Below are 26,151 nucleotides of genomic sequence, written 5' to 3'. Positions count from 1 at the left end.
GCTTATAATTTTAAATTGTTTTGATGTCTTTCTTTATCCCTGTTTGTTTTCTTTTCAAGATTTTTGCGGAAGGCATCCGTAAGATCTACGCCGGTTTGGTTTGCCAAACAAAGTAATACCCATAGTACATCTGCCATTTCATCGCCCAAATCTCTGTTTTTATCACTTTCCTTAAACGATTGTTCTCCGTAGGTTCTGGCAATGATTCGTGCCAACTCACCTACCTCTTCCGTAAGAATGGCCATGTTGGTAAGTTCGTTGAAATACCTCACTCCATAGGTTTTTATCCATTGATCTACCTGCTGCTGCGCTTCGCTAATACTTAGTGCATCCATATTTATTCCTTGTTTTGAGAATCAATTAGTATTGTAACCGGACCGTCGTTCAGGATTCCTACCTTCATATCTGCTCCAAACTGACCTGTGCCGATTGTTTTACCCAGTGCAAGGCTCATTTCATCGCAGAACTCGTTGTACAAGGGGATGGCCTTCTCGGGTTTCGATGCTTTTATGTAGGAGGGTCTGTTCCCTTTCTTAGTAGAAGCGTGTAATGTAAACTGACTTACAACTAATGCTTCTCCATTAACCTCGATAATTGAACGATTCATCACTCCGTTTTCATCATCAAATATCCGTAAGTTGACGATCTTCTTTACGAGCCACTCGATGTCTGCTTCACTGTCTTTATCTTCAATTCCCAAAAAGATTAATAACCCTTTTCCAATAGCCGATTTTATTTCGCCGTCTATAGTCACCGAGGCTGATTGTACCCGCTGAATCACAGTTCTCATGTTGTCTTTTAATTTCTTTCTTTGCTACCTAAACCCTCTGTCAGAATTCTTGCTTTAGCGCATCCTATCAGCTTTTCAAGCTCTTCCAGAGAGGCTTCACGTATCCGTTTTACACTTTTATATTGCTTCAAAAGTAATACTTTTGTCTTATCCCCGATTCCTTTTATAGCATCTAATTCGGAGACCGTTTGTTTTTTGCTGCGAAGCGACCGGTGGAATGTTATACCGAAACGGTGTGCCTCGTCTCTTAATTGCTGGATAACCTTCAGCGTTTCCGAATTCTTATCCAGAACCAACGGAATTGAATCGCCGGGAAAGAATATCTCTTCCAATCGCTTGGCTAGTCCCACAATGGTGATCTTTCCGAGAAGGTTCAGACTTCGAAGCACTTCAGTAGCTGCATTTAACTGACCTTTACCCCCATCAATGATGATTAGCTGAGGCAGAGGCTCGTTTTCTTCTACAAGACGCGTGTATCTGCGTGTAACAACTTCAATCATGGATGCAAAGTCATCAGGCCCTTCCACAGTCTTGATATGAAAATGGCGGTAATCCTTCTTAGATGGTTTTGCCTTCTTAAATACTACACAAGCTGCAACAGGATTTGTCCCTTGTATATTGGAGTTATCGAAGCATTCAATATGCATGGGTAATTCATGCATATGAAGATCTTTCTGAATGGTACTCAATATACGTGTGGTACGTTGTTCCGGGTTCAGTTTTTCGGCTTGTTTCAGACGATCTACCTTAAACTGACGAACGTTTTGTAAGGAAAGATCCAACAGCTTTCTCTTATCGCCCTTTTGAGGTATTGTGAACGTATATTGTTCCATCAGCTCAGTGTCCGGGAGGAAAGGTACGATAATCTCCCTGGCAGAACTTTTAAACCGCATACGCATTTCGATGATACCAAGTCCCAGAAGTTCCTCTTTCGATTCATCCAAACGCTTTTTATATTCGAATGTATAGGCCTGCACAATAGCTCCATTACCTATATGAAGATAGTTGATAAACGCAGAACGTTCGTTTTCATCGAAGGAAAAAACATCAATATTATGTAAAGAAGGGGTAACAACAGTCGATTTGGATCGATAATTCTCAATGGCGAGGTAGCGCTCCTTCATCTTTTGTGCCTCTTCAAATTTTAATTCGGAGGCCAGTTGTTGCATTTCATCGTACAGTATTTTACTTACTGTAGCGATATTTCCCTTCAGAATTTCTTTAATTTCTGCAATGTTTCTGTTATAGTTTTCGGTGGATTGGAGTCCTTCGCAAGGTCCCAGACAACGTTTGATATGATACTCCAAACATATTTTGTATCTACCCTGTGCGATGGATTCGGGTGTTAAAGGGTATTTGCAGGTGCGTATGGGATACAATTCCTTAAGAAGTTGAAGCATTACCTTGGCTGTAAAAACAGAAGGGTAAGGTCCAAAGTATATGGATCCGTCGCGCACAATGTTTCTTGTTTGGAACACGCGAGGGAAATACTCGTTCTTTATTACGATGGAAGGGTAGGTTTTGTCGTCTTTAAGCAGAACATTGTATCTAGGTCTGAATTGCTTTATAAGGTTGTTTTCCAATAAAAGTGCATCTTCCTCCGTATCTACTACAACATATTTTATGTCTGCAATGTGCTTAACCAGCACCCGGGTTTTATTATTATCATGTTCTTTATTAAAGTAAGAACCAACCCTCTTTTTTAAATTCTTAGCCTTACCAACGTATATAATTGTTCCCTTTTCATCGAAATATTGGTAACATCCTGGCTTCTCCGGAAGTATAGCCAGCAAGGCAGAGAACCTATTTTCCTTTTCCTTCGTCATACAAACAGGTTTGTAAAACGGAAATTTTTACCATCAAACAGACCTTTATCTCCTAATTTTATTGCTGGAATTACTAGCAAGCTCATAAAAGATAAAGTCATCTGCAGAGACGAAAGGGTGGTTTCCAGCTCCGCCATCTTTGATTCCAGCTTTTTATATTGAATGTCGATTTGATCGAGTGGGAGGGGACTTATCAACCCTGCTACAGGCAACGAAAGAGTTTCTTTCTCTTCTCCGTTCACAACACTTATACCCCCTTTATTTATAATAACTTCATTAATTGCATCGGCTAACTCCCGATCTGTAGTTCCAATTGCAATGATATTATGACTGTCGTGAGTGATGCTTTGAGCCATAGCCCCACGTTTAATCCCAGTCCCTTTTATGAAGCCAATAGCCGGTGCTGCCTTCTGATATCTGTTCAATACAACCATTTTAATAACATCTTTGGTTGTATCAGATACGGCATATCCCTCATTTGTAGTAGGCTCCATAATCTCTTCAAAAGTATCCAGGTTTCCGTCACTGCAAACAATTACCCGCATTTTATCTGATATTGCCTTAATTCCCAAATCGGATACAGTGATTGGATCAATAGCAAAACGGTTGGGGCGACTGGTTTCTTTTGCAGGAAATGATACATTAGAGCCATCATAAATACAAACACCCTTCACGAAAGTCGATTTTACAGTAAAGCTGTAAAGATCTTCTGTGATGATAAAATCGGCATTGTCGCCAACCTGCAAGAATCCGGCCGGAATACTATAATGCTTTGCCTGATTGTAAGACGCTGCGCGCAATACGTCGAAAACATCATACCCAAGTCCGACAGCTCTTTTTACAAGGCCGTTTATGTGTCGTTCCATTAGTGTGTTTGGGTGTATGTCGTCACTGCAAAACATTACCTTCCCCGGAAATTCCTTCAGTAATGGATGAAGTGCATTGAAATTCTTTGCGGCACTACCTTCCCTGATCTGTACAAACATACCATTACGGCATCTGTCCCGACCTTCTTCAATGGTGGCACATTCGTGATCTGTTGTAATTCCATTGGCTATATAGTCTTCCAAAGCCTTCCCGTTTCCGGTAGGAAAATGTCCGTCCACTGGCTTGTTTGCCCTTTTGGCGGCATTTAGTTTCCCAATTACTTCAGGGTCTTTATTTAATACGCCGGGATAGTTCATCATCTCTGCCAGAAAATGAAGGTCCTCGCGTTTCAGTAATTTTTCTGTTGTTGCAGCATCGATAACCGCGCCTGCAGATTCGAAAGGGGTTGCCGGTACACAAGAAGGAACTCCGATCCAATAATAAAACGGAGCCTCTTTTGCATTGTTTACCATAAAATCGATTCCTTCAACTCCTAATACATTCGCAATTTCGTGAGGGTCTGCAACGATCCCTATTGTTCCGTGCTTGCATGCAGCCGCTCCAAAATTAAGAGGTGTGCACATACTGCTTTCAATGTGTACGTGCGCATCAATAAATCCAGGTAAAATATAGTTCGATTCTACGATCCCAGTCCTTTCTATTTTTGATATTTTCCCATCGCTTATGGTAACAACGGCCCCATAGATTTCCCTGCTAATAATATCAACCAGATTTCCTCTTACTAACTTTGTGTCTGTATTATTCATCTTTTTCTTTTTTTGCAATGTGTTTCACGTGGAACAAAACGGCATTATCTACCTAGAAGAACCAGTAATATGTTGATGTCGCTGGGAGAAATGCCAGGAATCCGACTTGCCTGAGCAATGGTGTCCGGATCGATCTTTGTAAGCTTCTGTCTGGCTTCTGTCGAGAGCGATTGAATGTCGTTGTAAACAAACTTCCCTTTAATCTTAATATGTTCCAGTCTGTTTATTTTATCGGCAATCAGTTGTTCTCTTCGAATGTAGCCATCGTATTTAATCCGTATTTCGGCTGCTTCAATAATTTCTTCCTTACGTGATTCCGGAAGCTTATCCAGAACTTGTCTGAAAGAAGGAACCAGCTCGGACAGATTGTTAATGTTTAATTGAGGACGTGTAATAAGGTCGATAAGTTTACATCCTTGTTTCAAGGGAGTAGCCTCTAAAGCTTCTAATCCAGGATTTATGTATTGGGGCTTTATAGAGTAGTTGTTTGCAAAACTTATAATCATATCACACAGGGCCTCTTTATCTTTCAGCAGATCCAGCCGATCCTGTTTGGCAAGTCCGATCTCGGCTGCTTTTTGAGTAAGCCGCACATCGGCATCGTCTTGTCGAAGCAGGATTCTGTATTCGGCCCTGGATGTGAACATGCGATATGGCTCGTCTACCCCCTTGGTTACCAAATCATCTATTAAAACCCCAATGTATGCCTCGTCTCTGCCAAGGATAAACGGATCCCCGCCATGGCATCCGATGTGGGCATTGATCCCCGCAATGATACCCTGTCCCCCTGCTTCTTCGTATCCTGTTGTGCCATTAATCTGACCCGCAAAGAAAAGATTCTTGATGAGTTTGGTCTCCAGCGAATGATGCAGCTGGGTAGGCATAAAGAAGTCATATTCGATGGCATAGCCCGGGCGGTAGATGTGAACATCCCTAAATGCCGGAATTTCTCTGAGTGCACGTAATTGTATGTCGAGAGGCAGCGAAGAAGAGAATCCGTTCAGGTAGTATTCCTGGGTAGTCTCCCCTTCAGGCTCGAGGAAAAGCTGGTGTTGCGTTTTGTCGGCAAACGTTACAATCTTTGTTTCAATACTTGGACAGTAACGCGGACCTATACTCTGGATTTGTCCGTTGTACATCGGAGAATCAGCCAGTCCGCTCCTCAGTACATCATGAACAGATTCGTTTGTATAAAGCGTCCAGCAGCTAAGCTGTTTTAACTTTCGGGGTTTATAGTCGAGGTACGAAAATTTATGGAAATCATTTTCTCCTTTTTGTTCTACTGTTTCTTCAAAATGAACACTGCGTCCGTCAATACGTACAGGTGTTCCGGTTTTCATTCGTCCGGCCTCCATACCTAAGCTAACCAGCTGTTCGGTTAATCCGAATGCAGCAGGTTCCGACATTCGTCCTCCTCCTAATTGTGTGCGACCGATATGGATCAGTCCATTGAGGAAAGTTCCATTGGTAAGCACTACGGCACCTGCCCTGAACTCTACATTCATATATGTTTTTACCCCGCATACCCTGCCATCTTCTACGATTAGCTCACGCACAGTATCCTGCCACATGTAAAGGTTGGGGAGGTTTTCGAGAATACCCCGCCATTCCTGTATAAATTTAGCACGGTCACTTTGGGCACGAGGACTCCACATGGCCGGACCTTTCGATCTGTTAAGCATTCGGAATTGGATAGCTGTATTGTCTGTAACAATACCCATATATCCGCCCAGGGCATCTATTTCGCGAACAATCTGCCCCTTGGCAATACCACCCACAGCCGGATTGCAACTCATCTGTGCGACTTTGTTCATATCCATTGTGATGAGGAGTGTCCTGGATCCCATATTAGCAGCAGCAGCGGCGGCTTCACAGCCGGCATGACCTGCTCCCACAACAATTACGTCATATTTAAAATTCATTGTATAAACTTTTATTGTATCAGTAAACGATTACTGTTTGATGCATATAAGTATCTGTAATACAGAGTTGTAGGTTATGATTCCCTATCTTCCTCAGGGAGAAGTGCCAATGCCTCATTTTCTTTTTGAGTCATTATTTCCCTTTCACCCGGCCCTTTGTCGTTTATGCCGCAAAGATGTAATATGCCGTGAATAATAATACGATGCAACTCTTCAGTGTAATCTGTCCCGAAATTTTCGGAATTGCTTTTTACTGTATCTAAACTAATAAACAAATCACCGGATATTTTAGTTCCCTCAGTATAGTCGAAGGAGATTATATCTGTATAATAATCGTGTTGAAGATACTGTTTGTTAACCTCCAGAATCTTCTCGTCCGAACAGAAGATGTAACTGATATCGCCTGTTCTTTTGCCATAAAGCGAGGCCACTTTTCTGATCCAGTCGCCAACCGCTTTCTTTTTTATAGCGGGAAGCTTTACCTCTTCCGCGTAATAAGCTATTGCCATTTTTGTTAAGTGTGTGAAAAGAATAAATAAGCAAGTACGATGGCTGCAATGGCTCCTGCCAGATCTGCCAATAAAGCACACTGTACGGTGTAACGTGTATGCCGGATACCTACGCTTCCGTAGTATAGGGCAACCACATAAAATGTCGTGTCGCAGGCTCCCTGCGCAGTGCAGGCCAAACGGCCTACAAACGAATCGGCTCCATAGGTATTCATTGCATCCAGCATCATCCCACGGGCCCCGCTTCCGCTTAGCGGTTTCATCAATATGGTAGGCAGTGCTCCAACAAATTCGGTATCGATACCCAAGGATCCTATCCCGAATTTAACACCTTCTATTATGAAGTCCATCGCTCCGGAGGCACGGAATACACCGATACCTACCAGTATCGCTATAAGATACGGAATAATGGTTATCGCTGTTTTAAAACCCTCCTTTGCCCCTTCGATAAACGCATCGTAGACATTTATTTTTTTGCGCACTCCACTTATCAGGAACCCGCAGATAATAGTAAATAAAAGTGTATTGGCGAAGACCGTCGAATAAAGCGATATCTGTTCCTGCTGGAGCGTACTGAAGTACCAGATGATACCTCCGATAAAAAGAGCAAGTCCCCCGAAAAAGAGAACCAGCTCCTTTTGCAACATATTGATCCGTTGTTTCAAACACACCGTAACGATTGCCACAAGGGTGGAGATAAATGTTGCCAACAGGATGGGCAGGAATACATCCGAAGGATTGGCGGCTCCTAATTGCGCCCGGTACATCATGATGGTTATGGGAATGATTGTAAGCCCCGAAGCATTTATGCATAAAAACATGATCATGGCATCGCTGGCCGTATCTTTCGATTTATTGAAAGACTGCATCTCCTGCATCGCTTTTAGTCCCATGGGGGTGGCGGCATTATCCAATCCCAGCAAATTGGCCGAAAAGTTCATGAATATGGCCCCTGTAGCCGGATGTCCGGCAGGAATTCCCGGGAAAAGTTTACTGAACACCGGCGCAGCCATTTTTGCAAAGCGCTGGATAACCCCGCCTTTCTCTCCAACTTTCATAATCCCCAGCCAAAGCGAAAGGATACCGGTTAGTCCTAAAGATATCTCAAACCCGGTTTTGGCTGAATCGAAAGACGCGTTAATTATATCTGTAAATACAGCTACGTCGCCGCCAAATATTAATTTGCCCATTGCCACCACAAAGGCAACAAGAAAAAAGGCGATCCAGATGTAGTTCAATACCATAGTAATCTCTTTTAACCTACAAAAGTAGTAATTCTTCTTTGTATTAAGGATTTGTTTTGTTTAAATTTGGCGCCTGTAAAGAATTTATAACGAACGATATGAAGAAGATACTTGTTACATTCGATATGTTCAGAGAGGGTTTTACCGAATTGGAAAACAAATATGAGGTGACATTCCCCAATGGCCGGGATTTTTCTTACGATGAAATTTCGGAAATGATACCCCAATACGATGTACTTTGTTCCATGTTTGATTTTCCTGTGGACAAGGCTTTGATTGATCGGGGAGTCAACTTGAAATTAATTGCCAATTATGCTGTTGGGTATAACAATATTGATGTTGCCTATGCCCTGTCGAAGGGTCTTACAGTAGCCAACACCCCCGACCCGGTTACAGCTCCTACCGCGAATCTTGCCTTGGGATTGATGCTGGATACGGCCCGCCGGATTACAGAATGTGACAGGAAACTCCGTACGTTGGGAAAGGCTATGAAAGTGGGAGTCCTTGAGAATCTCGGGGTTTCGATAACCGGACAAACTTTAGGAATTATTGGCCTTGGACGTATTGGCAAAGCCCTTTGTAAAAGAGCCCGTGCTTGTGGAATGAATGTGATATATAACAACCGTCGTCCGCTGTATATCGAAGAAGAAACAAAATTGGGAGCTTCTTTTGTGTCAATGGAAGAGTTGCTGGCTCAATCCGATTTCGTATCATTAAATGTTCCGTACAACCAGGATACGTATCACATTATAGGCGAACCGGAATTGAAGCAGATGAAACCTTCGGCCATCCTAATCAATACAGGCAGAGGCCCGCTGGTTGACGAGCATGCTTTGGTGAAGGCTCTGCAAGAAGGAATCATACGTGGAGCCGGACTGGATGTTTTTGAGTTCGGAGATTATCCGCTTCCCGAATTGCTGGAAATGGACAACGTGGTTCTTACACCTCATATAGGAACCCAAACCATGGATGCCCGCATTGCCATGGCCCGTGCAGTGGCCAATAATGTAATAGGCTTTCTTGAAGGCGACCGTGCCGTATCGCGCGTATTACGCCCATGACAGCCACTTTCATACTGCAAGAGCTGCTGTCTGTTGCAAATCCGGAAAAAGCGTCGTTCCTGCAGCGATTCTTCAAGACCGGAGAAGGGCAGTATGCAGAAGGAGATCTCTTTCTGGGCTTGGTGGTTCCGCTTACACGAAGCATCGCGAAGGCAAACAAAAATACACCCCTTTCGGAAATCGAACTGCTGATACAAAGTAAATACCACGAAGCCCGTCTTTGTGCTTTACTTATTCTGGTGGAACAATTTAAAAAAGCCAACGAGCTCCAAAGAGGTGTATTATTCGACTTCTATCTGAATCATATCGATTATATTAACAACTGGGACCTGGTAGATATCAGCTGTCCATACATTGTAGGTAATTACCTTTTGGACAAAGACCGCTCCCGCTTGTATGAGCTGGCAGAGAGTAAGCACTTATGGTCACAACGTATCGCTGTTGTTTCGACCATCGCATTTATACGTAAAGGCGAGTTTCTGGATACGTTCGCTCTTGCCGGGAAGTTACTGAATCACGAACACGATCTTATGCACAAAGCTATTGGATGGATGTTGCGAGAAGTAGGGAAAAAAGACCGGGCTGCGCTTACCGATTTTCTTGAGCGTAATGCAAGTCTGATGCCCCGCACTTCGTTAAGATATGCCATTGAGCACTATCCGGAAACAGAAAGAAAAGCGTTTTTATCTGTTAAGCAGATCAAAAACAAGTGATGTTCTTGTCAGCCGACGCCTCCTGGGTGAAGGATAAAGGGTAAAATGAAACATAAAGTGAAGGAAAATAGCTGAAAAGTGAAGGATATTCATGAAAAAGTGAAGGATAATTAAATCCGTTCGACACCTATGTGCCTTACATATAGCTATTTAGATTGAAAAGTGAAGGAAGTGAAGGATATTATTGCAAATTAATTGTCGGAATTGGGCAGGACAGCAACTGTTTTGTTTCCCTGTTCCGAGATCTGATGCAACCGGGTATCTTAATTTCATTACCCATTATTTGGGCAGTGTAAGCCTTATTCCATGCGAGTCACATGTATCCCTTGTTGTAAAATTTGTTAGTACTTTTTGAATAAAAAGTATATACTTATTCACCAAAAAGTATATACTTTTCTCCGCGAAAGATATAAGGAAAGATGAGACATATAATTGGGTTGCCCAACATTAATCAATAGATGCTCATTTAGCTTGCATTACGATAGTATTGTTATAAACATGGGTTAATATAATAAAAATATTTATTTATTGTTAGTTGTTTATAGAAAAACATTTATAAATTTGTGACTTCTAATTATAAAACACGGTATTATGAAAAACAAAAACATTTATCCATGGCTTGTAGTTGCGATGCTTTGGGGGGTTGCATTACTAAATTACATGGATAGACAAATGTTATCTACAATGAAATCTGCCATGCAGGTTGATATTATAGAATTACAATCGGCTACTAATTTTGGCCGGTTAATGGCTGTATTTCTCTGGATTTACGGATTGATGAGTCCGATTTCAGGAATTATTGCTGACCGTATGAACCGAAAATGGTTAATTGTTGGAAGTTTATTTGTCTGGTCGGTTGTTACATCCCTCATGGGTGAGGCGGAAACGTTTCACCAGATTTATTGGCTCAGGGCACTGATGGGGGTTAGTGAAGCTCTTTATATTCCAGCCGGATTATCGTTGATTGCCGACTATCATACTGGTAAATCACGGTCGCTGGCCGTTGGGATACATATGACCGGTTTGTATACCGGGCAGGCTATCGGAGGATTCGGGGCAACCGTAGCAGCTGCATTCTCATGGAATACCACCTTTCATTGGTTTGGGATTATTGGAATTGTATATGCTCTCCTGTTAATGATTTTTCTGAAGGATAAAAAAAGTTCTTTTGCAGAGACTAAAACAGAATCTTCTGCTTCGCCTAAAGAAAAGAAGTCATTATTTAAAGGACTGGGAATGTTGTTTTCAAACCTTTCTTTCTGGATTATCCTGCTTTACTTTGCAGCTCCAAGTCTGCCGGGATGGGCTACCAAGAACTGGTTGCCTACACTCTTTGCCGACAGTTTGAATATCCCCATGTCGCAGGCTGGACCCATTGCGACTATTACCATCGCCGTATCCTCTTTTATAGGGGTTATTGCCGGAGGAATCTTGTCGGATAAATGGGTACAGAAAAATATACGTGGCAGGGTTTACACCGGAGCCATCGGATTAGGCATGACAATCCCTTCACTGCTTCTGCTGGGATATGGAAGTGGATTGATGAGCGTAGTGGGGGCAGCCCTTTGTTTCGGTATCGGATATGGTTTGTTTGATGCAAATAATATGCCTATTCTCTGCCAGTTTGTATCATCCAAAAATCGTGCTACAGCCTATGGGGTGATGAATATGGTGGGGGTATTTGCCGGAGCATTTATAACCGACCTGCTTGGCCGGTGGGCTGATGGAGGCAATTTAGGTGCCGGATTTGCGATGCTGGCCGGTATCGTTTTTATTGCCCTGGCAGCTCAGCTGTTCTTTTTACGACCCAAAACAGACAATATGCTGGAATAGTATAATACGTAACATTTTATAATAGCAACAAAATGATTGTATCCAATTTATCGAATAGTAGCCGGGTGGAGGCACTTCATCCGCTATTCAAAACGCTTTTTGATTACGTAAAGAACAACGACCTTCTGCATGCCGAACTGGGACGTATTGTGATTGATGGCGACAACTTGTTTATCAACAATGTGAATCCAGAATGTGTGCCGGCAGAGAAACAGGTACTAGAGCTGCACCGCGACTACATCGATGTGCATATCCTGCTTGAAGGAGCCGAAACTATTGGCTGGAAGGTAATTGAAGATTTAAAACAGGAGATAAAACCATACGAAAAAGAGGGCGATTGTGCGCTTTATTCAGATAAACCAAGTACATTTGTACATCTTCAACCTGGTGAATTTATGATTGTGTACCCGGAAGATCCGCATGCTCCCCTAATTGGAGAGGGTAAAATCCGGAAGCTCATCGCCAAGGTGAAGCTATGAAATAAACTTGCTGATTATGAATAAAGAAATTGATTTGTCTGTTTCCTGTTACGGTAGCGTAAAAGATCTTTCTTACGATGTGGCTATTCTTCCCTGGGGAGCTACCGAGCCGCATAATTATCATTTGCCTTATCTTACCGACTGTATCTTGTCTCATCGTACTTCTGTGGATGCAGCCGAAAAGGCATTTAGTGAATCGGGAGTACGGTGTATGGTGCTTCCTCCGGTTACGTATGGTTCCCAGAACCCTGGTCAGAGGGATTATCCGTTTTGTCTGCATGCACGTTACGAAACCCAAAGGGCTATTTTGGGTGATGTTGTTGCCGCATTGCATTTACAAGGTATCCGTAAGCTGATAATTGTAAACGGGCATGGAGGAAACAGTTTCAAAAACATGATCCGCGATTTGTCTGTCGATTTCCCCGATTTTCTGATTGCCATCACCAATTGGTATGGTATAGTGCCCCAGGAGGGTTACTTTGAAAATAAGGATGATCATGCCGGAGAATTGGAAACTTCAGTAATGATGTATTATCATCCCGAGCTTGTAAACCTGGATGAGGCGGGTGAAGGGACTTCTAAGCCTTTTGCTTTGTCTTCGCTGAATGCTCAAATAGCATGGCTGCCTCGTTACTGGAGTAAAGTTTCTGCAGACACTGGTATTGGTGATCCACGTAAATCGACTCCCGAAAAGGGCGAGCGATATGCCAAAGCTGTTATAGAGAAACTGGCTCTTTTATTTACGGAAATAGGATCAAAAGAGGTTTATCTCTGAAAATTTCCGAACAGTTAAAATTGAAAATAGGTGGTAAAGTAATAGAAACGGCTCCCGGAATAATCTCGTAAAGATTGCCGGGAGCCGTTGTTTTATAGTTTCAGACTATATTTTTTACTTAACCTGAATACGTAAAGTTTGCTTGATGTCTTGTGCCGATGTAGCCAGACTAAGGATGAATTCTCCCGGTTCCACAACAAATTTGTTCTCGGCTTCACTCCAGAAGGCAAAACTGCCGACTGGCACTTTCAGGATAACTTCCCTGGTTTCGCCCGGATTGAGGAATACCTTTTCGAATGCCTTCAACTCTTTCGCAGGGCGCATTACCGAGCAAACAGGATCACTTACGTATAGCTGTGCTACTTCAGCCCCTTTACGTATCCCCGTGTTTTTAAGGGTAAAGCTCACCTCAATGGAATCGTTTACAGTATATTCTGTTTTATCCGTATTCATCTGTCCGAATTCGAAGGATGTATAGGATAATCCGTACCCAAATGGATATACTACAGGCAATTTCTTTGTGTCGAACCATCGGTAGCCTACCAGAATATCTTCGTCGTAACGAACTACCAGATTCTGACCCGGAAAGTTGTTATATGCATGGGCGGGGGACTGATCCAACGAAACCGGAACTGAGAAAGGCATTTTGCCGGTCGGAGTTTCCTTTCCTGTCAGAATATCGGTAATGGCATTCCCAGCCTCCATACCGTTAAACCATCCCCAAACTACTGCAGGAGCACAGATGTCTATTGCAGCCATATCAACCGGCGATCCGGCTATAATCACCACGATGGTACGCGGATTCACTTTGCATACCTCCTGGATAAGCTGTACTTGTCCGTAGGGTAGGGCATACCCTTGCTTGTCCGACGATTCTGTATCATAGTCATGGTTCAGTCCGGCATAGATAATAGCAATATCCGATTTCCGAGCAGTCTCAACGGCTTCCTTTAAGACAGCCTTGTCAAGCTCGCCTCCTCCCTTGAAATTTCCGGGATTCTGTCCGTTGTTAGAGCCTTCCACAAAGGTTGAGAGCTTTTCGTATCCCTGCGCATAGTTGATCTTTATTCTATCACCCAGTTTGTTTTGAATTCCCTGTAACGGTGTAATTTCGTATAATGCTTTGATTTCTGAACTTAATCCTCCGTTGGCATGCAATCGGGTCGCATTATCACCCAGAACTGCGATGGAATTGATTTTATTCACATCCAGCGGAAGCAGGTTGTTCTCATTTTTAAGAAGAACAATGGATTCTACGGCCGACTGATAAGCGGCTTGCTGATGTTCGGGGGTATTCATGCTTGCCTTGTTGAAACGCTTCTTCGGATCCAGGACATTGGTCTGTATCATCACACGCAATACATTGGCCACCTTTTCATCTACAATACTTTCCGGAACAGCACCGCTTTTTACAGCCTCAATCAGAGGATCTGCAAAATACCACTGATTGTAATCGTCCACCATGGTACCCATCTCCAGGTCGAGGCCGGCTAAAGCAGCTTTAACTGTGCTGTGTGAGCCACCCCAGTCGGTCATTGTCACCCCCTTGAATCCCATTTCATCACGGAGCAGCGTGCGGTTGATATAGATATTTTCAGAACACCAATCTCCTCTGAACTTATTATATGCATTCATGATGGTGTAACTTCCACCTTCTTCAACTGCTGCTTTAAAAGCCGGAAGATAGATCTCCCGGAGTGCACGTTCACTCATAAGCACATCAACCGTGGTACGGTTGGTTTCCTGGTTGTTTGCCAGGTAATGCTTTACACTGGCTGCCACATCCCGCGACTGCAGTCCCTGAATATAAGGAACAGCAAGACGGGCGTTCAGGTATGGATCCTCGCTCATGTATTCAAAGTTCCTTCCTCCAAGCGGACTCCGGATGATATTTACTCCCGGGCCCAGAAGCACATCTTTTTTACGGAATCGGGCTTCTTCACCCAGAACCTCTCCGCGACGACGGGCCAATTCGGGATTCCAGGCAGCAGCAAAAGCTGTACCCGTAGGAAAATAGGTTGCCGAGTCGGTCGTCCAGTTTGAATACCCCCAGTCGTGACGATTAATTTCGGCACGTACACCGTGGGGGCCGTCCGAAAGACTCCATTCCGGGATACCTAGACGAGATACTCCCGATACAAAAAACTTGGAATTGCCGTGCAACAAGCCGGTTTTTTCCTTCAATGTCATCTTACTGATGAGTTTCTGAATGCGCTTTTCCATTTGTGGATTTTCTTTTTTTGAAACTTGTCCCTGTAAACCTCCATGCATTACAAGGAAAGTGGCTAAAAGAGCCGTCATTAATTTCTTAATTTTCATTCTTCTACTACGTGTTTTTACTCATGTGATTGATATTCGAAATACAAATGTATAGGATAACCTTAAAAAGGAGCTGTTGAATTGCCAAATTCGAACGCCGATGTCTCTCATTGTTTACAAAACATCCCCTTACTCTCCATTATAGTAGATAAAAACACCTCCTTTTTGTTTATTTTTAACGAGTCTTATCGTACATATTTATAACTTTGCAGGTTAATTGGTTAAAAGGAAATGATGGAAGACGATTTTGATATACGCGAACCTCGCATAAACGATAACGAACGGGAGTATGAAAATGCACTTCGTCCGTTAACGTTTGATAGTTTTAGCGGACAAGATAAAGTGGTTGAAAACCTTAAAGTCTTTGTCATGGCTGCACGCATGCGTAAAGAGGCGCTGGATCATGTGTTGTTACACGGTCCTCCCGGCTTAGGAAAAACGACATTAAGTAATATCCTGGCTAATGAATTGGGTGTAGGATTTAAAGTGACCAGTGGTCCTGTGCTTGATAAACCGGGAGATTTAGCGGGCGTGCTTACTTCCCTCGAAAAAAACGACGTTCTTTTTATTGACGAGATACACCGGCTTAGTCCCGTCGTCGAGGAGTATTTGTACTCGGCCATGGAAGATTACCGCATCGATATTATGATAGACAAAGGACCGAGTGCCCGTTCGATTCAGTTGGATTTGTGCCCATTTACATTGGTTGGTGCCACCACCCGAAGCGGATTGCTTACCAGTCCCCTCCGTGCCCGTTTCGGTATTAATATGCATTTGGAATATTATGATATGGATACGCTGACTAAAATTATTTTGCGTAGTGCGGATATTTTGAATGTTAAATGCGAACTGAATGCAGCCCGCGAAATATCATCCAGAAGTAGAGGCACACCCCGTATTGCCAATGCTCTGCTTCGTCGTGTAAGAGATTTCGCCCAGGTTAAAGGTAATGGAAATATTGACAGCGATATTGCTTGTTATTCCCTGGAAGCATTGAATATAGACCGCTATGGGCTCGATCAGATCGACAACAAATTGCTTACTACCATTATCGATAAGTTTGGTGGCGGACCGGTAGGCATAACAACCATCGCAACAGCATTGGGCGAAGATCCGGGAACTTTGGAGGAGGTGTATGAGCCATTTCTTATCAAGGAGGGTTTTATTAAACGGACACCAAGGGGCAGGGAAGTTACAGAACTTGCCTACCGCCATCTTGGACGTAAACCGGGGTCATCGCAGGGATTTCTTTTTGACGAATAACACTAATCTGGTGAAAAAACAATCAGACTGAACGATTTTATAAAATTATGGCAGGAGGAATGAAACGGCTGGCTAAAGACACAGCTGTATATGGATTAAGCAGTATATTAGGCAGGATGCTAAACTGGCTTCTTGTTCCTATGTACAGCCGGGTTCTGGCAGGCACAGGCGAATTTGGTGTTATGACCAATCTTTACGGATGGACAGCCCTTTTACTGGTGCTGCTCACCTATGGAATGGAAACCGGCTTTTTCCGGTTTATCAATAAAAAAGAGATCAAGAATCCGATGCAGGTATACAGTACAACACTTATATCCGTAGGGTTTACATCTGTTTTATTTACAATAGCAGGATTGATCTTTTTACTTCCGATAAGCAATTCCCTTGGGTATGCCGAACATCCCGAATATGTCGCCATGCTTATCCTTATTGTCTCACTGGATGCCTTTACTGCAATTCCGTTTGCCTATTTAAGATATGCAAACCGTCCAATCAAATTCGCCTCTATCCGATTGTTGATTATATTCCTGAACATTGCTTTAAATATCTTTCTTTTAGTGGTATGTCCCTGGATTTATACGAATCATCCATCGTTGATAAGCTGGTTCTATATTCCTGATTATGGCGTTGGCTATGTATTTATTGCAAATTTGATAGGCTCTGTATTGTGTTTACTACTGTTGGTAAAAGAATTGAGAGGTTTTACATATTCTTTTGATGCCAGCTTGTTAAAAAAGATGCTTCGCTATTCGTTACCTATCCTTATTCTGGGATTGGCCGGAGTCTTTAATCAGACAGCCGACAAGATATTGTTTCCATTTCTGTTCGAAGACAAGGTGTACGCTACAGAACAATTGGGAATTTATGGAGCATGTTTTAAAATAGCAGTTATCATGGTTATGTTCACCCAGGCTTTCCGCTTTGCCTATGAACCATTCATTTTTGCAAAAAACAAAAGTGAAGACAACCGAAAGTCCTATGCGGAGGCAATGAAATATTTTATTATTTTTTCGCTGCTTATTTTCCTTGGAGTTATGTTTTATCTGGATATTTTAAAATATTTCGTTGCTCCGGATTATTACCCCGGATTAAAGGTTGTCCCCATTGTTATGCTGGGAGAACTATTCTTCGGAATCTATTTTAATCTGTCTCTTTGGTATAAATTGAGCGATCAGACTCAATGGGGTGCCTATTTTTCAACATTGGGATGTGTGGTTACGGTCTGCATTATCGTGTTTTTTGCCCCTTTGTATGGCTTTATGGCCTGCGCATGGGCCTCTTTCGCCTGCAATTTGTTAATGATGGTTATCTCCTATCTTGTGGGCCAAAAGAAGTTCCCAATTAAGTATGATTTACGGTCTGCTTTTATTTACTTTGTGGCAGCAGGAATTCTATACGCTGTCGGTATGTTGCCGGTGATTAGCTCTGAAGCAATCAGATTACTGTACCGCACGTTACTGTTAGGAGTGTTTATAGCATTTGTTATAAAGCGAGATTTACCCTTGCGTGAACTTCCTTATATTGGTCGTTTTCTAAAATAGAGAGATATGGATAAAAGAGTATTTCGTAGTAAGTTAGCCGATTTTTTTGTTCGGAATTTTGATGTCCGTCAGGATAAGGAAGACGAACTGGAAACAATTGAGACTATTAGCAAAGGAATTGAATTCAAAGGAACAAACCTTTGGGTCCTGATTTTTGCTACGTTTATCGCCTCTTTAGGTCTCAATACGAACTCTACAGCTGTAATAATAGGTGCCATGTTGATTTCTCCTCTTATGGGGCCAATCATGGGTTTTGGAGTTGGATTGGGTATATCTGATTTTGATATGATCAAACGGTCGTTCCGTAATTTTGCCACAGCAACCATTTTCAGTGTAATTACCTCTTCTTTCTATTTTATGATTTCACCCATCAGTGAGGCGCAAAGTGAATTACTGGCACGAACCCAGCCTACGGTATACGATGTTCTGATAGCTTTTTTTGGAGGTTTAGCAGGAATCATTGCCAGCTCTACCAAATCCAAAGGAAATGTTATTCCGGGTGTTGCCATTGCTACTGCGTTGATGCCGCCTCTCTGTACTGCCGGATACGGTATAGCCACCGGGAATTTGTATTACTTTTTTGGCGCTTTTTATCTCTTCTTTATCAATACCGTTTTTATCAGTGTGGCAACCTATCTTGTGGTACGCGTACTGAAATATCCCAAGAAAGTTTTTCTTGACAAGGCCAGAGAGAAAACGGTACACCGCTATGTAGGCATAATCGTATTTTTTACATTGGTCCCCAGTCTGTTTTTAAGCTATAATTTAATTCGTACCAGTTACTTTAACGATCGTGTTACAAGGTATATAAACCAGGAGCTGGTCTTTCCCAACACCCAATTGTTAAGCAAATCGGTTACCCTGACTAGAGATACCCAGGAAATAAAGGTAGTGTTTATTGGTCAGCATGTGCCTCAGGGGCTTATTGATAACGCCCGACTTCGAATGAAAAACTATGGGTTGGATGGAACTTCACTTATTGTTGAACAAGGGTTTGGGGAAAAGGCGACTGATGTAAATGAATTGAAAAGCTTGCTTCTGCAGGATTTATATAAAAATAGTGAAGAGGTGCTTCGTATACAGTCTTTCACTATAGATTCCCTCAAGAAATCGTTAGACCAATATAAAAGTTATGGCTTATTGACATCGCAACTTCTGCCTGAAATGCGGGTATTATTTCCAACCGTTCAGGAGGCTTCCTTCTCTCGTTCCTTTGTAATGAAGACTGATAGTCTTAAACAGGATACCGTGATGCTTGTTTATCTTAAAAGCACAAAACAAATCAGTAAAACCGATCAGGATAAGCTAAGGGAATGGTTGGTCGCCAGAATTAAAATGAAGAATATTAAATTACTAATTGAATAACTAAAGAATGACGTTTATGAGAAGATTGTGGCCTTTATTGCTGCTTCTTATTGCAGTAAGCAGTGTACGGGCCGATGAAGGCATGTGGCTGCTAAATGAGTTGAACAAACAAAACCTGGAACGGATGAAAGAGCTTGGCTTCAATCTTCCGTACGACAGCTTACACAGTGAAGAACAGGCGAGTTTAAGCCAGGCAGTGGTAATTTTTGGTGGTGGCTGTACCGGTATTGCTGTTTCAGAGCAGGGATTGATTTTTACCAACCATCATTGTGGATTTGGTTCTATCCAAAGCCTTAGTAGTGTTGAACATGATTATTTGAAAGATGGATTTGTATCGCAAACCAAGGAGGCAGAACTCCCGGTTCCGGGACTATCCGTTAAATTCCTGAAGAAAACAATCAATGTCACAGACCGCATTATGGCTGTTATTGATACAATTACTGATGAGGTAGCACGTATTCAGGCTGCAGATTCAATCAGCAATGTTTTGTGTGATTCTGTGGGTAATAACGCAACACAGTATGCCGAGGTATATCCCTATTATAATAACAATGTTTATTACATGCAGGTATACGATGTGTTTAATGATGTTCGTCTGGTGTTTACTCCTCCCAGCTCTGTAGGTAAATTTGGAGGAGATACGGATAACTGGATGTGGCCGCGTCATACAGGCGACTTCTCTGTTTTCCGGGTATATGCTTCGGAAAGTAATGAACCGGTCGAATATGCGGCTGGAAATAAGCCATACAAGCCTCGTTACGTACCTGAAGTTTCTTTGCAGGGGTATCAGGATAAGGATTATGCCATGACCATTGGTTTCCCGGGCAGCACCGATCGTTATCTGTGTTCATGGGGCGTACAGCAGCGTGTTGAAAATAGCAATAAACCTCGTATTGAAGTTCGCGAAATCAAGCAGGATATCTGGAAAGAGGCTATGCAGGCAAGTGATGCTGTACGAATCAAGTATGCCTCTAAATATCAGGGAAGTTCCAATTATTGGAAAAATTCAATCGGAATGAACCGTGGATTGGCTAACCTGAATGTTTTCGAGCGTAAACAAGAACAGGAAAAGGAATTTGCTGCCTGGGTTGCGCAGTCTCCTCAACGTCAGGAAAAATATGGAGAAGTGCTGACTCTGCTGGAAAAGGGATATACCGGAAGTAATGAATATCGCCAGATTGCAACCTACTTAAGCGAGGCTTTCGCCGGAGGTGCAGAGATTATTAAGTTAGCCCGGATGGTTCAATCGGTAGATGTACAGAACTCAACACCCGAAGAAATAGACTATATCTTAGAAAATCAGATTAAAGATTTCTTCAAGGATTATGAAGCTTCTTTAGATCAGAAAGTCCTGGGAGCAATGATGGAGGTGGTTAAAAAGCGTGTGCCTGCTCAGTATCTGCCCGATATTTATCCTTCTATCGATAAAAAGTACAAAGGTGACTATGCCCGTTATGCTGCAGATTTATTTAAGAAAACTTCATTTACTTCTATTGATAAGGTAGCCGAAGCTCTTAAAAATCCGGCTAAATATGAAAAGTTAAAGCAAGATCCTGCTTACAAATTAAGCCTTTCGGTACTGATTTCTCTTTTTGAGATGCAGCAGTTCCTGGGTGAGACCCAATTCGATATAGCGAAAGGGGAACGCTTGTATTTTGCCGGACTTAAGGAAATGTATCCCGATAAGGCTCTGTCTTCTGATGCTAATTTTACCATGCGTGTAAGCTATGGTTCAGTGGGAGGCTACCAACCTTACGATGCTGCATGGTATACTTACTATACAACCACCAAAGGTGTTTTTGAAAAAGAAGATCCTAAAAGTGATGAATTCTGGGTACAACCAGAGATTTTAGACTTGCTTAAACGGAAGGATTTTGGCCAGTACGGCAATGGCAATGGGGATATGAATCTCTGCTTTTTGTCCAATAATGATATTACCGGAGGAAACTCAGGTAGTCCGGTTTTTGATAAAAACGCCCGTCTGATAGGACTTGCATTTGATGGAAACTGGGAAGCTATGAGTGGAGATATTGCTTTCGAACCGGAATTACAGCGAACCATTTCGGTAGATATCCGCTATGTGTTGTTTATGATAGATAAGTGGGGTAAGTGTCCTCGACTGATCAACGAACTAAAACTAGTGAAATAGGCTTTATAAAGCTGCCTGTTTAACGTAAAATAGCCACCTGTTCAAATTCTCTGATTGAGAATTAACAGGTGGCTATCTTTATTTTATAGAAAATGTTTTCTTACCGACGGTATCTGCTGTTGCTCGGTTTGCGTGAATTTCTGTCTTCACTGTTCCGTCTCCAGGGTTTGTCGCCACTCTCTTCTCTTCTGTTTCCGTAAGAAGAGCGGCTTCCATACTCTTTGCGGTCGCCAAAATCTTTACGATCCCGTCTGCCTTTGTATTCTCCTCCACCGCGGGGACCTCTGTCACCACCTTCTTTCTTTCCCTGTGCAGGTTCTACAGAGATACGTCTGCCTTCAATTTCAAAACCGCACATGCTTTGAATTACACGGTTTGCTTCGGCCGATTCTACCTCAAAGAAGGAGAAGTTGTCGCGTAAATCTATTTTTCCAATTTGCACTTTACCCGGAACACATTTATTGATTAGTTCGATCAGCTGATTCGGATATAATCCATCTGTTTTTCCGAAATTAAGGAATAATCTTGAATAGCCCTCCTGAGCCAATGATACACGGCGTCCGCCTCGATCTCCTTCGCCAAATTCCTTACGTGAGAAGCGGTCGTCTGTTACATCCTGAATCTCCTGTGCATCCTTATAATAATCGATTAAACGGTTGAATTCGAGTGAAACCATACGCTTGATGATGTCCTCTTTTTCCAACCATTCCAGCTTACGGTAAATGGCAGGCATAAGCGGACTTATCTCCTCTTCATTTACTTTCACTTTTTCAATTTGATCTACCAGGTTAAGCAACTGTTTCTCACAGATAGCCTGACCTGAAGGCATTTCACCCTTGTCAAATTTTTTGTTGATAATCCGTTCGATGTCTCGTATTCTGCCTTTTTCCTTGATATGACAGATTGCAATAGAAATCCCGGTTTTGCCCGCACGACCGGTACGACCGCTACGGTGCGTGTACGATTCCACTTCGTCAGGTAAGCCGTAGTTGATTACGTGAGTAAGATCATCAACATCCAATCCGCGAGCAGCCACGTCTGTCGCAACTAATAACTGGATGTTCTTTACACGAAATTTTTGCATTACGTAGTCACGCTGTGCCTGACTTAATTCTCCATGCAATGAATCGGCATTGTATCCGTCCTGAATGAGCTTATCTGCAATTTCCTGTGTTTCTTTACGGGTACGACAGAAGATTATACCATAGATGTTGGGATAATAATCCGCAATACGTTTCAATGCAAGATATTTGTCACGTGCGTGAACAATGTAAGCTACGTGACGTATATTCTTGTTTCCTTCATTCTTATTCCCAATCACAATCTCTTTTGGGTTATGCATGTATTTTTTAGTAATACTTGCAATTCCCTGAGGCATGGTTGCTGAGAATAAAAGCATGTTTCTTGAGGCCGGAACCTCAGCCAGAATGGCATTGATGCTGTCAGTAAAGCCCATATTGAGCATTTCGTCCGCCTCATCCATGATGACAGAACGGACAGTTCCCAAATCAACCGTTTTACGGTTCATAAGGTCTAATAAACGGCCTGGAGTGGCTACTATGATGTGTACCCCGCGCTTTAAAGCCTTGATCTGACTTTCAATGCTTGATCCTCCGTAAACGGGAAGAACCTTTAAATTGTCAATGTATTTTGAATAGTCATTCAGGTCGCCTGCAATCTGCAGACAAAGCTCACGCGTCGGACATAGAATGAGAGCTTGTGGTTGATATTCGGATACATTAATTTTCTGTAGAATAGGAAGGCCAAATGCTGCCGTTTTACCTGTTCCTGTTTGTGCCAATGCAATTACGTCGTTGTCTTCTCCCAGTAAGAAAGGAATCACTTCCTCCTGTACGGGCATGGGCGATTCGTAGCCCATCTCTTGAATTGCCTTTAAAATCGGTGCGGCAACTCCTAATTCTTCGAATGTTTTCAAAATGTGATAAGTGATTATATATATAATTAATCTGAGCCTGCAAAGGTACGTAAATTATTCGAATTCACGCTAGTATAACATTATTTCTTTGAGTTTTTCCCGTTTCTTTTCATCCATTCCTATTTCCTTTTCAAGGTATTTATCCATCGAACCATAATCTTTTCTGATTTTCTTCAGAGCCAGATCCATGTAGGCTTCATCGGCATTGAGTAATGCTGTAAATGTTTCCTGAGCGTCCGAATTCAGACCGTTGGCCATTTTAGCAATTTTGGTTATATCCATACAGTCGTTACTCGATGTATAGTCTTTAAGAATGGTGCTTTCGGAAGCTCCCAGCGAAGCCAGGATCAATGCAGAAATATAGCCCGATCTGTCTTTGCCAAGTGAGCAGGTAATAAGCACCGGATAATTTTCTTTATTTAGTAATTGCTCCATAACCGAAGCATATTGGCTACTGTTCCCTTCAACAAATTGTAAATACATATCCTGAAGAAAAAGAATGGCATCGCCTTTCCGCATTCTGCCTTCCATTATGAGTCTGCTTATATGATCTTCATCAACTGTAGGAATTGGTATATTAACGACCTTTATCTTCTTGTAGAGTACGGGTGATTTTTGAATTTCATCCGTACCTCTCAGATCGATGATAGTTTTAATTCCCAGGTTGTTAAGCCGGATAGAATCCCATTCGCTTAATCTTGAAAGCTTGCCGCTTCGATATATTTTTCCCCATCGGGTAGTGAGATTCCGGTTATTGGTATAGCCTCCAAGGTCCCGAAGGTTTTGTATGCTGTCCATAACGACACCCCTTGAGCCTACAATCTGATATACTTTATCGTTGAATGAAAGCATAAAGTATTTTCTTGTCATATTGTCGTTGGTAATGTAGGTTGTTACCCCATCGTTGATGTTTACATTTCCAACAGGAGTGTTTATATTGAAATTATCTGGGTTGTCTGATACAAAAAGTTTTACATTCCCTTGCATCGGAGGATTGCTTTCCCATTTGATAACGTAATTACCGATATCATCACGTAAGCAAAGCGCCCGTATTTCGGGTGCATTTGAGGAGCAGGCTGTAAAAGCAGCTGTGCAGATAAATATGGATAAAATTTTTACTAACATCTTTTCCCTAGCTATAAGGCAAAGATAACAAAAAATCAAGCTCATAGTGCTGGGGTTAAAGATATTTAAGACTGTTGGGTATAGCTATGCGCAAATTCCCTCGAAATGTAATTGTTATAACTTTGGCATACCTCGGTCGACAGGTCTATTCCGCAGCCGATTATTTTACTCCAGGTCTCTTTGTCGAGTGTTTTTAAATCCTGATGTCGTATGTCATATTTAAGTAAGCCGTAGATGATTCCAGCATTGAAATTATCCCCGGCACCGATTGTGCTTACCGGCACGACTGGTTTCGAGTCAAAATGATGGCTGAAACGGTCCGTAAACAGATTGACTCCCTGAGGACCATGTGTGGTTATAAAATCATGGCAGTAGAACTTTATATGTTCTTCATAGATATGTGCTGATTCTGTTTTGCTGAATAGGTTGTGAAAGTCTTCGTCAGATCCACGAACAATATCGGCATACTCAAGATTGTCCAGAACGGTTGGTATAAGCCTGATGGCTTCGTGTGCATGTGCTTTGCGAAAGTTAGGATCATAATAGATAATCGCTTTTCTTTCTTTGGCATATTGCAGAAATTCGACCATACGTTCTCTTAGTACCGGATTGAGCGCATAGTAAGATCCGAAAACAAAAATATCATCTTCGTTGATGCGAGGTAGCGGCACGTCCAGACGTTGCTTAGGATAATCTTTGTAAAAGATATAGTTCGCATTGTTGTCATTATCAAGAAAGGCCAGGGAAACCGGACTTTTACCATCGGGAAACCGGTCTACATAATCGGTGGAAATCTTGTTTTCTTTCAGAAAATCAGCAATAATGTCTCCTACATGATCATTCCCAATTTCGCTGATGAATGAAACAGGTATATCCAGACGGCTAAGAGAGATCAACCCATTAAATACAGAACCACCGGGAACGGCTTTGTAGGGTTGATTTTCTTTGAAAATAATATCGAGGATGGTTTCTCCGATTCCAATTACCTTTCTCATAGTGTTACTATATGGATCTGAATACTATTCTTTCAGACTCTGCTCGCGGGATTTAGATCCCAGATACCCTCCATGGTGACGCTTGGCATAGTCCTTGTTGCTGAAATTGATTCTTTTCATTGTATTCACAACCAGAATATCGCCTATAACCGTCATTACCGTAGTTGAAGTTGTGGGTGTAAGTCCCAGAGGACAAACTTCCTTAGGTGCCCCTGTTGGCAGGCAGATGGTGGCTTCTTTCCCAAGAGGACTGTCCGGATCGCTTGTAATAACAATAAATTTCATGTCCGGAGCCAGACCAAGGGTAAGTCTCGTAAGTTCAATCAATTCTCTTGTCTTTCCCGAATTGGATATAAGCAACATAATGTCATTGTCGCGAACAATTCCCAAATCGCCGTGCTGAGCCTCACTTGGATGCAAAAAGAAAGCTGGTGTTCCTGTTGAACTGAAAGTAGTTGCCAAATTGGAGGCGATTTGTCCGGCTTTACCCATTCCGCTGGTTATCAGCTTTCCATTCCGGTTATGTACATACTCCACAATCAGTGTTACAGCTTCATTATATTCGGCTACCACCGGGATGTTAAGCACTGCTTCTGCTTCCTGTCTCAGGATAGACGAAATATCTTCAATTACCATAGTTACTTTCTTATTTTTTACAATATTACCAAAATC

General features: G+C 42.3%; 21 protein-coding genes. 9 read left to right on the top strand and 12 right to left on the bottom strand.

Annotated features, from left to right (window positions below; genetic code table 11):
• Positions 1 to 2: 2 nt before the first annotated feature.
• The 7 genes from AB7E53_RS02720 to AB7E53_RS02690 all read right to left on the bottom strand — a co-directional run bounded on the left by AB7E53_RS02720 (position 3) and on the right by AB7E53_RS02690 (position 7,925).
• Positions 3 to 335 (bottom strand): nucleotide pyrophosphohydrolase, encoded by a 333-nt coding sequence (locus AB7E53_RS02720; RefSeq protein ID WP_068181251.1) that lies wholly within the window; start codon positions 333 to 335, stop codon positions 3 to 5.
• A gap of 2 nt (positions 336 to 337) precedes the next feature.
• A complete protein-coding gene (gene dtd / locus AB7E53_RS02715) occupies positions 338 to 790 on the bottom strand; it encodes a D-aminoacyl-tRNA deacylase (RefSeq protein WP_079682297.1) in 453 nt (150 codons plus the stop codon).
• Between the two features lie 8 nt (positions 791 to 798).
• On the bottom strand, positions 799 to 2,616 hold the full coding sequence (gene uvrC / locus AB7E53_RS02710; RefSeq protein ID WP_446774032.1) for an excinuclease ABC subunit UvrC: 1,818 nt from the start codon (positions 2,614 to 2,616) through the stop codon (positions 799 to 801).
• A complete protein-coding gene (ade, locus tag AB7E53_RS02705) occupies positions 2,613 to 4,250 on the bottom strand; it encodes an adenine deaminase (protein ID WP_446774030.1) in 1,638 nt (545 codons plus the stop codon). Before ade ends, uvrC begins: the two co-directional genes overlap by 4 nt.
• Before the next feature lie 44 nt (positions 4,251 to 4,294).
• A complete protein-coding gene (gene mnmG / locus AB7E53_RS02700) occupies positions 4,295 to 6,172 on the bottom strand; it encodes a tRNA uridine-5-carboxymethylaminomethyl(34) synthesis enzyme MnmG (RefSeq protein ID WP_079682300.1) in 1,878 nt (625 codons plus the stop codon).
• A gap of 74 nt (positions 6,173 to 6,246) precedes the next feature.
• Positions 6,247 to 6,681, bottom strand: a complete 435-nt coding sequence (gene ybeY / locus AB7E53_RS02695; protein WP_446774028.1) for an rRNA maturation RNase YbeY — start codon at positions 6,679 to 6,681, stop codon at positions 6,247 to 6,249.
• A 5-nt stretch (positions 6,682 to 6,686) separates the two neighbouring features.
• Positions 6,687 to 7,925 carry a nucleoside recognition domain-containing protein gene (locus tag AB7E53_RS02690; protein ID WP_446772407.1) on the bottom strand — a complete coding sequence of 413 codons (1,239 nt, stop codon included), beginning with the start codon at positions 7,923 to 7,925 and terminating at the stop codon, positions 6,687 to 6,689.
• Positions 7,926 to 8,023: 98 nt separating this feature from the next.
• On the opposite strand from AB7E53_RS02690, the gene AB7E53_RS02685 reads away from it, so the two are divergent.
• The 5 genes from AB7E53_RS02685 to AB7E53_RS02665 all read left to right on the top strand — a co-directional run bounded on the left by AB7E53_RS02685 (position 8,024) and on the right by AB7E53_RS02665 (position 12,786).
• Complete coding sequence (locus AB7E53_RS02685) at positions 8,024 to 8,986, top strand: 2-hydroxyacid dehydrogenase family protein (RefSeq protein ID WP_446771246.1); 963 nt, start codon at positions 8,024 to 8,026, stop codon at positions 8,984 to 8,986.
• The gene (locus AB7E53_RS02680; RefSeq protein WP_446774026.1) at positions 8,983 to 9,699 is read left to right on the top strand and encodes a DNA alkylation repair protein; all 717 of its coding nucleotides are present in this window, start codon (positions 8,983 to 8,985) and stop codon (positions 9,697 to 9,699) included. Before AB7E53_RS02685 ends, AB7E53_RS02680 begins: the two co-directional genes overlap by 4 nt.
• A 591-nt stretch (positions 9,700 to 10,290) precedes the next feature.
• On the top strand, positions 10,291 to 11,532 hold the full coding sequence (locus tag AB7E53_RS02675) for an MFS transporter (protein ID WP_446771646.1): 1,242 nt from the start codon (positions 10,291 to 10,293) through the stop codon (positions 11,530 to 11,532).
• A gap of 32 nt (positions 11,533 to 11,564) precedes the next feature.
• Entirely contained in the window at positions 11,565 to 12,011 is a 447-nt protein-coding gene (locus AB7E53_RS02670; RefSeq protein ID WP_079682306.1) for a YhcH/YjgK/YiaL family protein, read from the top strand.
• A gap of 16 nt (positions 12,012 to 12,027) precedes the next feature.
• Positions 12,028 to 12,786, top strand: a complete 759-nt coding sequence (locus AB7E53_RS02665; RefSeq protein ID WP_079682307.1) for a creatininase family protein — start codon at positions 12,028 to 12,030, stop codon at positions 12,784 to 12,786.
• 114 nt (positions 12,787 to 12,900) lie between these two features.
• On the opposite strand, the gene AB7E53_RS02660 is transcribed toward AB7E53_RS02665, so the two are convergent.
• Complete coding sequence (locus AB7E53_RS02660; protein WP_446774024.1) at positions 12,901 to 15,105, bottom strand: beta-glucosidase; 2,205 nt, start codon at positions 15,103 to 15,105, stop codon at positions 12,901 to 12,903.
• Positions 15,106 to 15,339: 234 nt separating this feature from the next.
• On the opposite strand from AB7E53_RS02660, the gene ruvB reads away from it, so the two are divergent.
• Genes ruvB through AB7E53_RS02640 form a run of 4 tightly spaced genes read left to right on the top strand, consistent with a single transcriptional unit; the run spans position 15,340 to position 21,423 of the window.
• The gene (ruvB, locus tag AB7E53_RS02655; protein WP_079682417.1) at positions 15,340 to 16,368 is read left to right on the top strand and encodes a Holliday junction branch migration DNA helicase RuvB; all 1,029 of its coding nucleotides are present in this window, start codon (positions 15,340 to 15,342) and stop codon (positions 16,366 to 16,368) included.
• Positions 16,369 to 16,415: 47 nt separating this feature from the next.
• A complete protein-coding gene (locus AB7E53_RS02650; RefSeq protein WP_179399896.1) occupies positions 16,416 to 17,909 on the top strand; it encodes a lipopolysaccharide biosynthesis protein in 1,494 nt (497 codons plus the stop codon).
• Between the two features lie 6 nt (positions 17,910 to 17,915).
• Entirely contained in the window at positions 17,916 to 19,274 is a 1,359-nt protein-coding gene (locus tag AB7E53_RS02645; protein ID WP_446774022.1) for a TIGR00341 family protein, read from the top strand.
• 7 nt (positions 19,275 to 19,281) lie between these two features.
• Positions 19,282 to 21,423 carry a S46 family peptidase gene (locus tag AB7E53_RS02640; RefSeq protein ID WP_446774020.1) on the top strand — a complete coding sequence of 714 codons (2,142 nt, stop codon included), beginning with the start codon at positions 19,282 to 19,284 and terminating at the stop codon, positions 21,421 to 21,423.
• 100 nt (positions 21,424 to 21,523) lie between these two features.
• On the opposite strand, the gene AB7E53_RS02635 is transcribed toward AB7E53_RS02640, so the two are convergent.
• The 4 genes from AB7E53_RS02635 to AB7E53_RS02620 form a co-directional block, all read right to left on the bottom strand.
• Positions 21,524 to 23,302, bottom strand: coding sequence for a DEAD/DEAH box helicase (locus AB7E53_RS02635; RefSeq protein ID WP_350456565.1), 1,779 nt, complete (start codon positions 23,300 to 23,302; stop codon positions 21,524 to 21,526).
• Positions 23,303 to 23,428: 126 nt separating this feature from the next.
• Positions 23,429 to 24,484 (bottom strand): tyrosine-protein phosphatase, encoded by a 1,056-nt coding sequence (locus AB7E53_RS02630; protein ID WP_446774018.1) that lies wholly within the window; start codon positions 24,482 to 24,484, stop codon positions 23,429 to 23,431.
• 65 nt (positions 24,485 to 24,549) lie between these two features.
• On the bottom strand, positions 24,550 to 25,479 hold the full coding sequence (locus AB7E53_RS02625; protein WP_179399892.1) for a carbohydrate kinase family protein: 930 nt from the start codon (positions 25,477 to 25,479) through the stop codon (positions 24,550 to 24,552).
• Between the two features lie 24 nt (positions 25,480 to 25,503).
• Complete coding sequence (locus AB7E53_RS02620) at positions 25,504 to 26,115, bottom strand: SIS domain-containing protein (RefSeq protein WP_079682313.1); 612 nt, start codon at positions 26,113 to 26,115, stop codon at positions 25,504 to 25,506.
• Positions 26,116 to 26,151 lie beyond the last annotated feature (36 nt).

Origin of the sequence: Macellibacteroides sp. (assembly GCF_050251695.1) — a bacterium.
In the GTDB taxonomy this organism is placed as follows: domain Bacteria; phylum Bacteroidota; class Bacteroidia; order Bacteroidales; family Tannerellaceae; genus Macellibacteroides; species Macellibacteroides fermentans.
The sequence above is the reverse complement of the archived record's forward strand: the minus strand, read 5'-3'. Positions and strand labels throughout refer to the sequence as shown.

Coding starts and splice junctions, on each gene's coding strand:
- AB7E53_RS02720 (WP_068181251.1), bottom strand. CDS start 335: ATGGATGCACTAAGTATTAGCGAAGCGCAGCAGCAGGTAGATCAATGG.
- dtd (WP_079682297.1), bottom strand. CDS start 790: ATGAGAACTGTGATTCAGCGGGTACAATCAGCCTCGGTGACTATAGAC.
- uvrC (WP_446774032.1), bottom strand. CDS start 2,616: ATGACGAAGGAAAAGGAAAATAGGTTCTCTGCCTTGCTGGCTATACTT.
- ade (WP_446774030.1), bottom strand. CDS start 4,250: ATGAATAATACAGACACAAAGTTAGTAAGAGGAAATCTGGTTGATATT.
- mnmG (WP_079682300.1), bottom strand. CDS start 6,172: ATGAATTTTAAATATGACGTAATTGTTGTGGGAGCAGGTCATGCCGGC.
- ybeY (WP_446774028.1), bottom strand. CDS start 6,681: ATGGCAATAGCTTATTACGCGGAAGAGGTAAAGCTTCCCGCTATAAAA.
- AB7E53_RS02690 (WP_446772407.1), bottom strand. CDS start 7,925: ATGGTATTGAACTACATCTGGATCGCCTTTTTTCTTGTTGCCTTTGTG.
- AB7E53_RS02685 (WP_446771246.1), top strand. CDS start 8,024: ATGAAGAAGATACTTGTTACATTCGATATGTTCAGAGAGGGTTTTACC.
- AB7E53_RS02680 (WP_446774026.1), top strand. CDS start 8,983: ATGACAGCCACTTTCATACTGCAAGAGCTGCTGTCTGTTGCAAATCCG.
- AB7E53_RS02675 (WP_446771646.1), top strand. CDS start 10,291: ATGAAAAACAAAAACATTTATCCATGGCTTGTAGTTGCGATGCTTTGG.
- AB7E53_RS02670 (WP_079682306.1), top strand. CDS start 11,565: ATGATTGTATCCAATTTATCGAATAGTAGCCGGGTGGAGGCACTTCAT.
- AB7E53_RS02665 (WP_079682307.1), top strand. CDS start 12,028: ATGAATAAAGAAATTGATTTGTCTGTTTCCTGTTACGGTAGCGTAAAA.
- AB7E53_RS02660 (WP_446774024.1), bottom strand. CDS start 15,105: ATGAAAATTAAGAAATTAATGACGGCTCTTTTAGCCACTTTCCTTGTA.
- ruvB (WP_079682417.1), top strand. CDS start 15,340: ATGGAAGACGATTTTGATATACGCGAACCTCGCATAAACGATAACGAA.
- AB7E53_RS02650 (WP_179399896.1), top strand. CDS start 16,416: ATGGCAGGAGGAATGAAACGGCTGGCTAAAGACACAGCTGTATATGGA.
- AB7E53_RS02645 (WP_446774022.1), top strand. CDS start 17,916: ATGGATAAAAGAGTATTTCGTAGTAAGTTAGCCGATTTTTTTGTTCGG.
- AB7E53_RS02640 (WP_446774020.1), top strand. CDS start 19,282: ATGACGTTTATGAGAAGATTGTGGCCTTTATTGCTGCTTCTTATTGCA.
- AB7E53_RS02635 (WP_350456565.1), bottom strand. CDS start 23,302: ATGGGCTACGAATCGCCCATGCCCGTACAGGAGGAAGTGATTCCTTTC.
- AB7E53_RS02630 (WP_446774018.1), bottom strand. CDS start 24,484: ATGTTAGTAAAAATTTTATCCATATTTATCTGCACAGCTGCTTTTACA.
- AB7E53_RS02625 (WP_179399892.1), bottom strand. CDS start 25,479: ATGAGAAAGGTAATTGGAATCGGAGAAACCATCCTCGATATTATTTTC.
- AB7E53_RS02620 (WP_079682313.1), bottom strand. CDS start 26,115: ATGGTAATTGAAGATATTTCGTCTATCCTGAGACAGGAAGCAGAAGCA.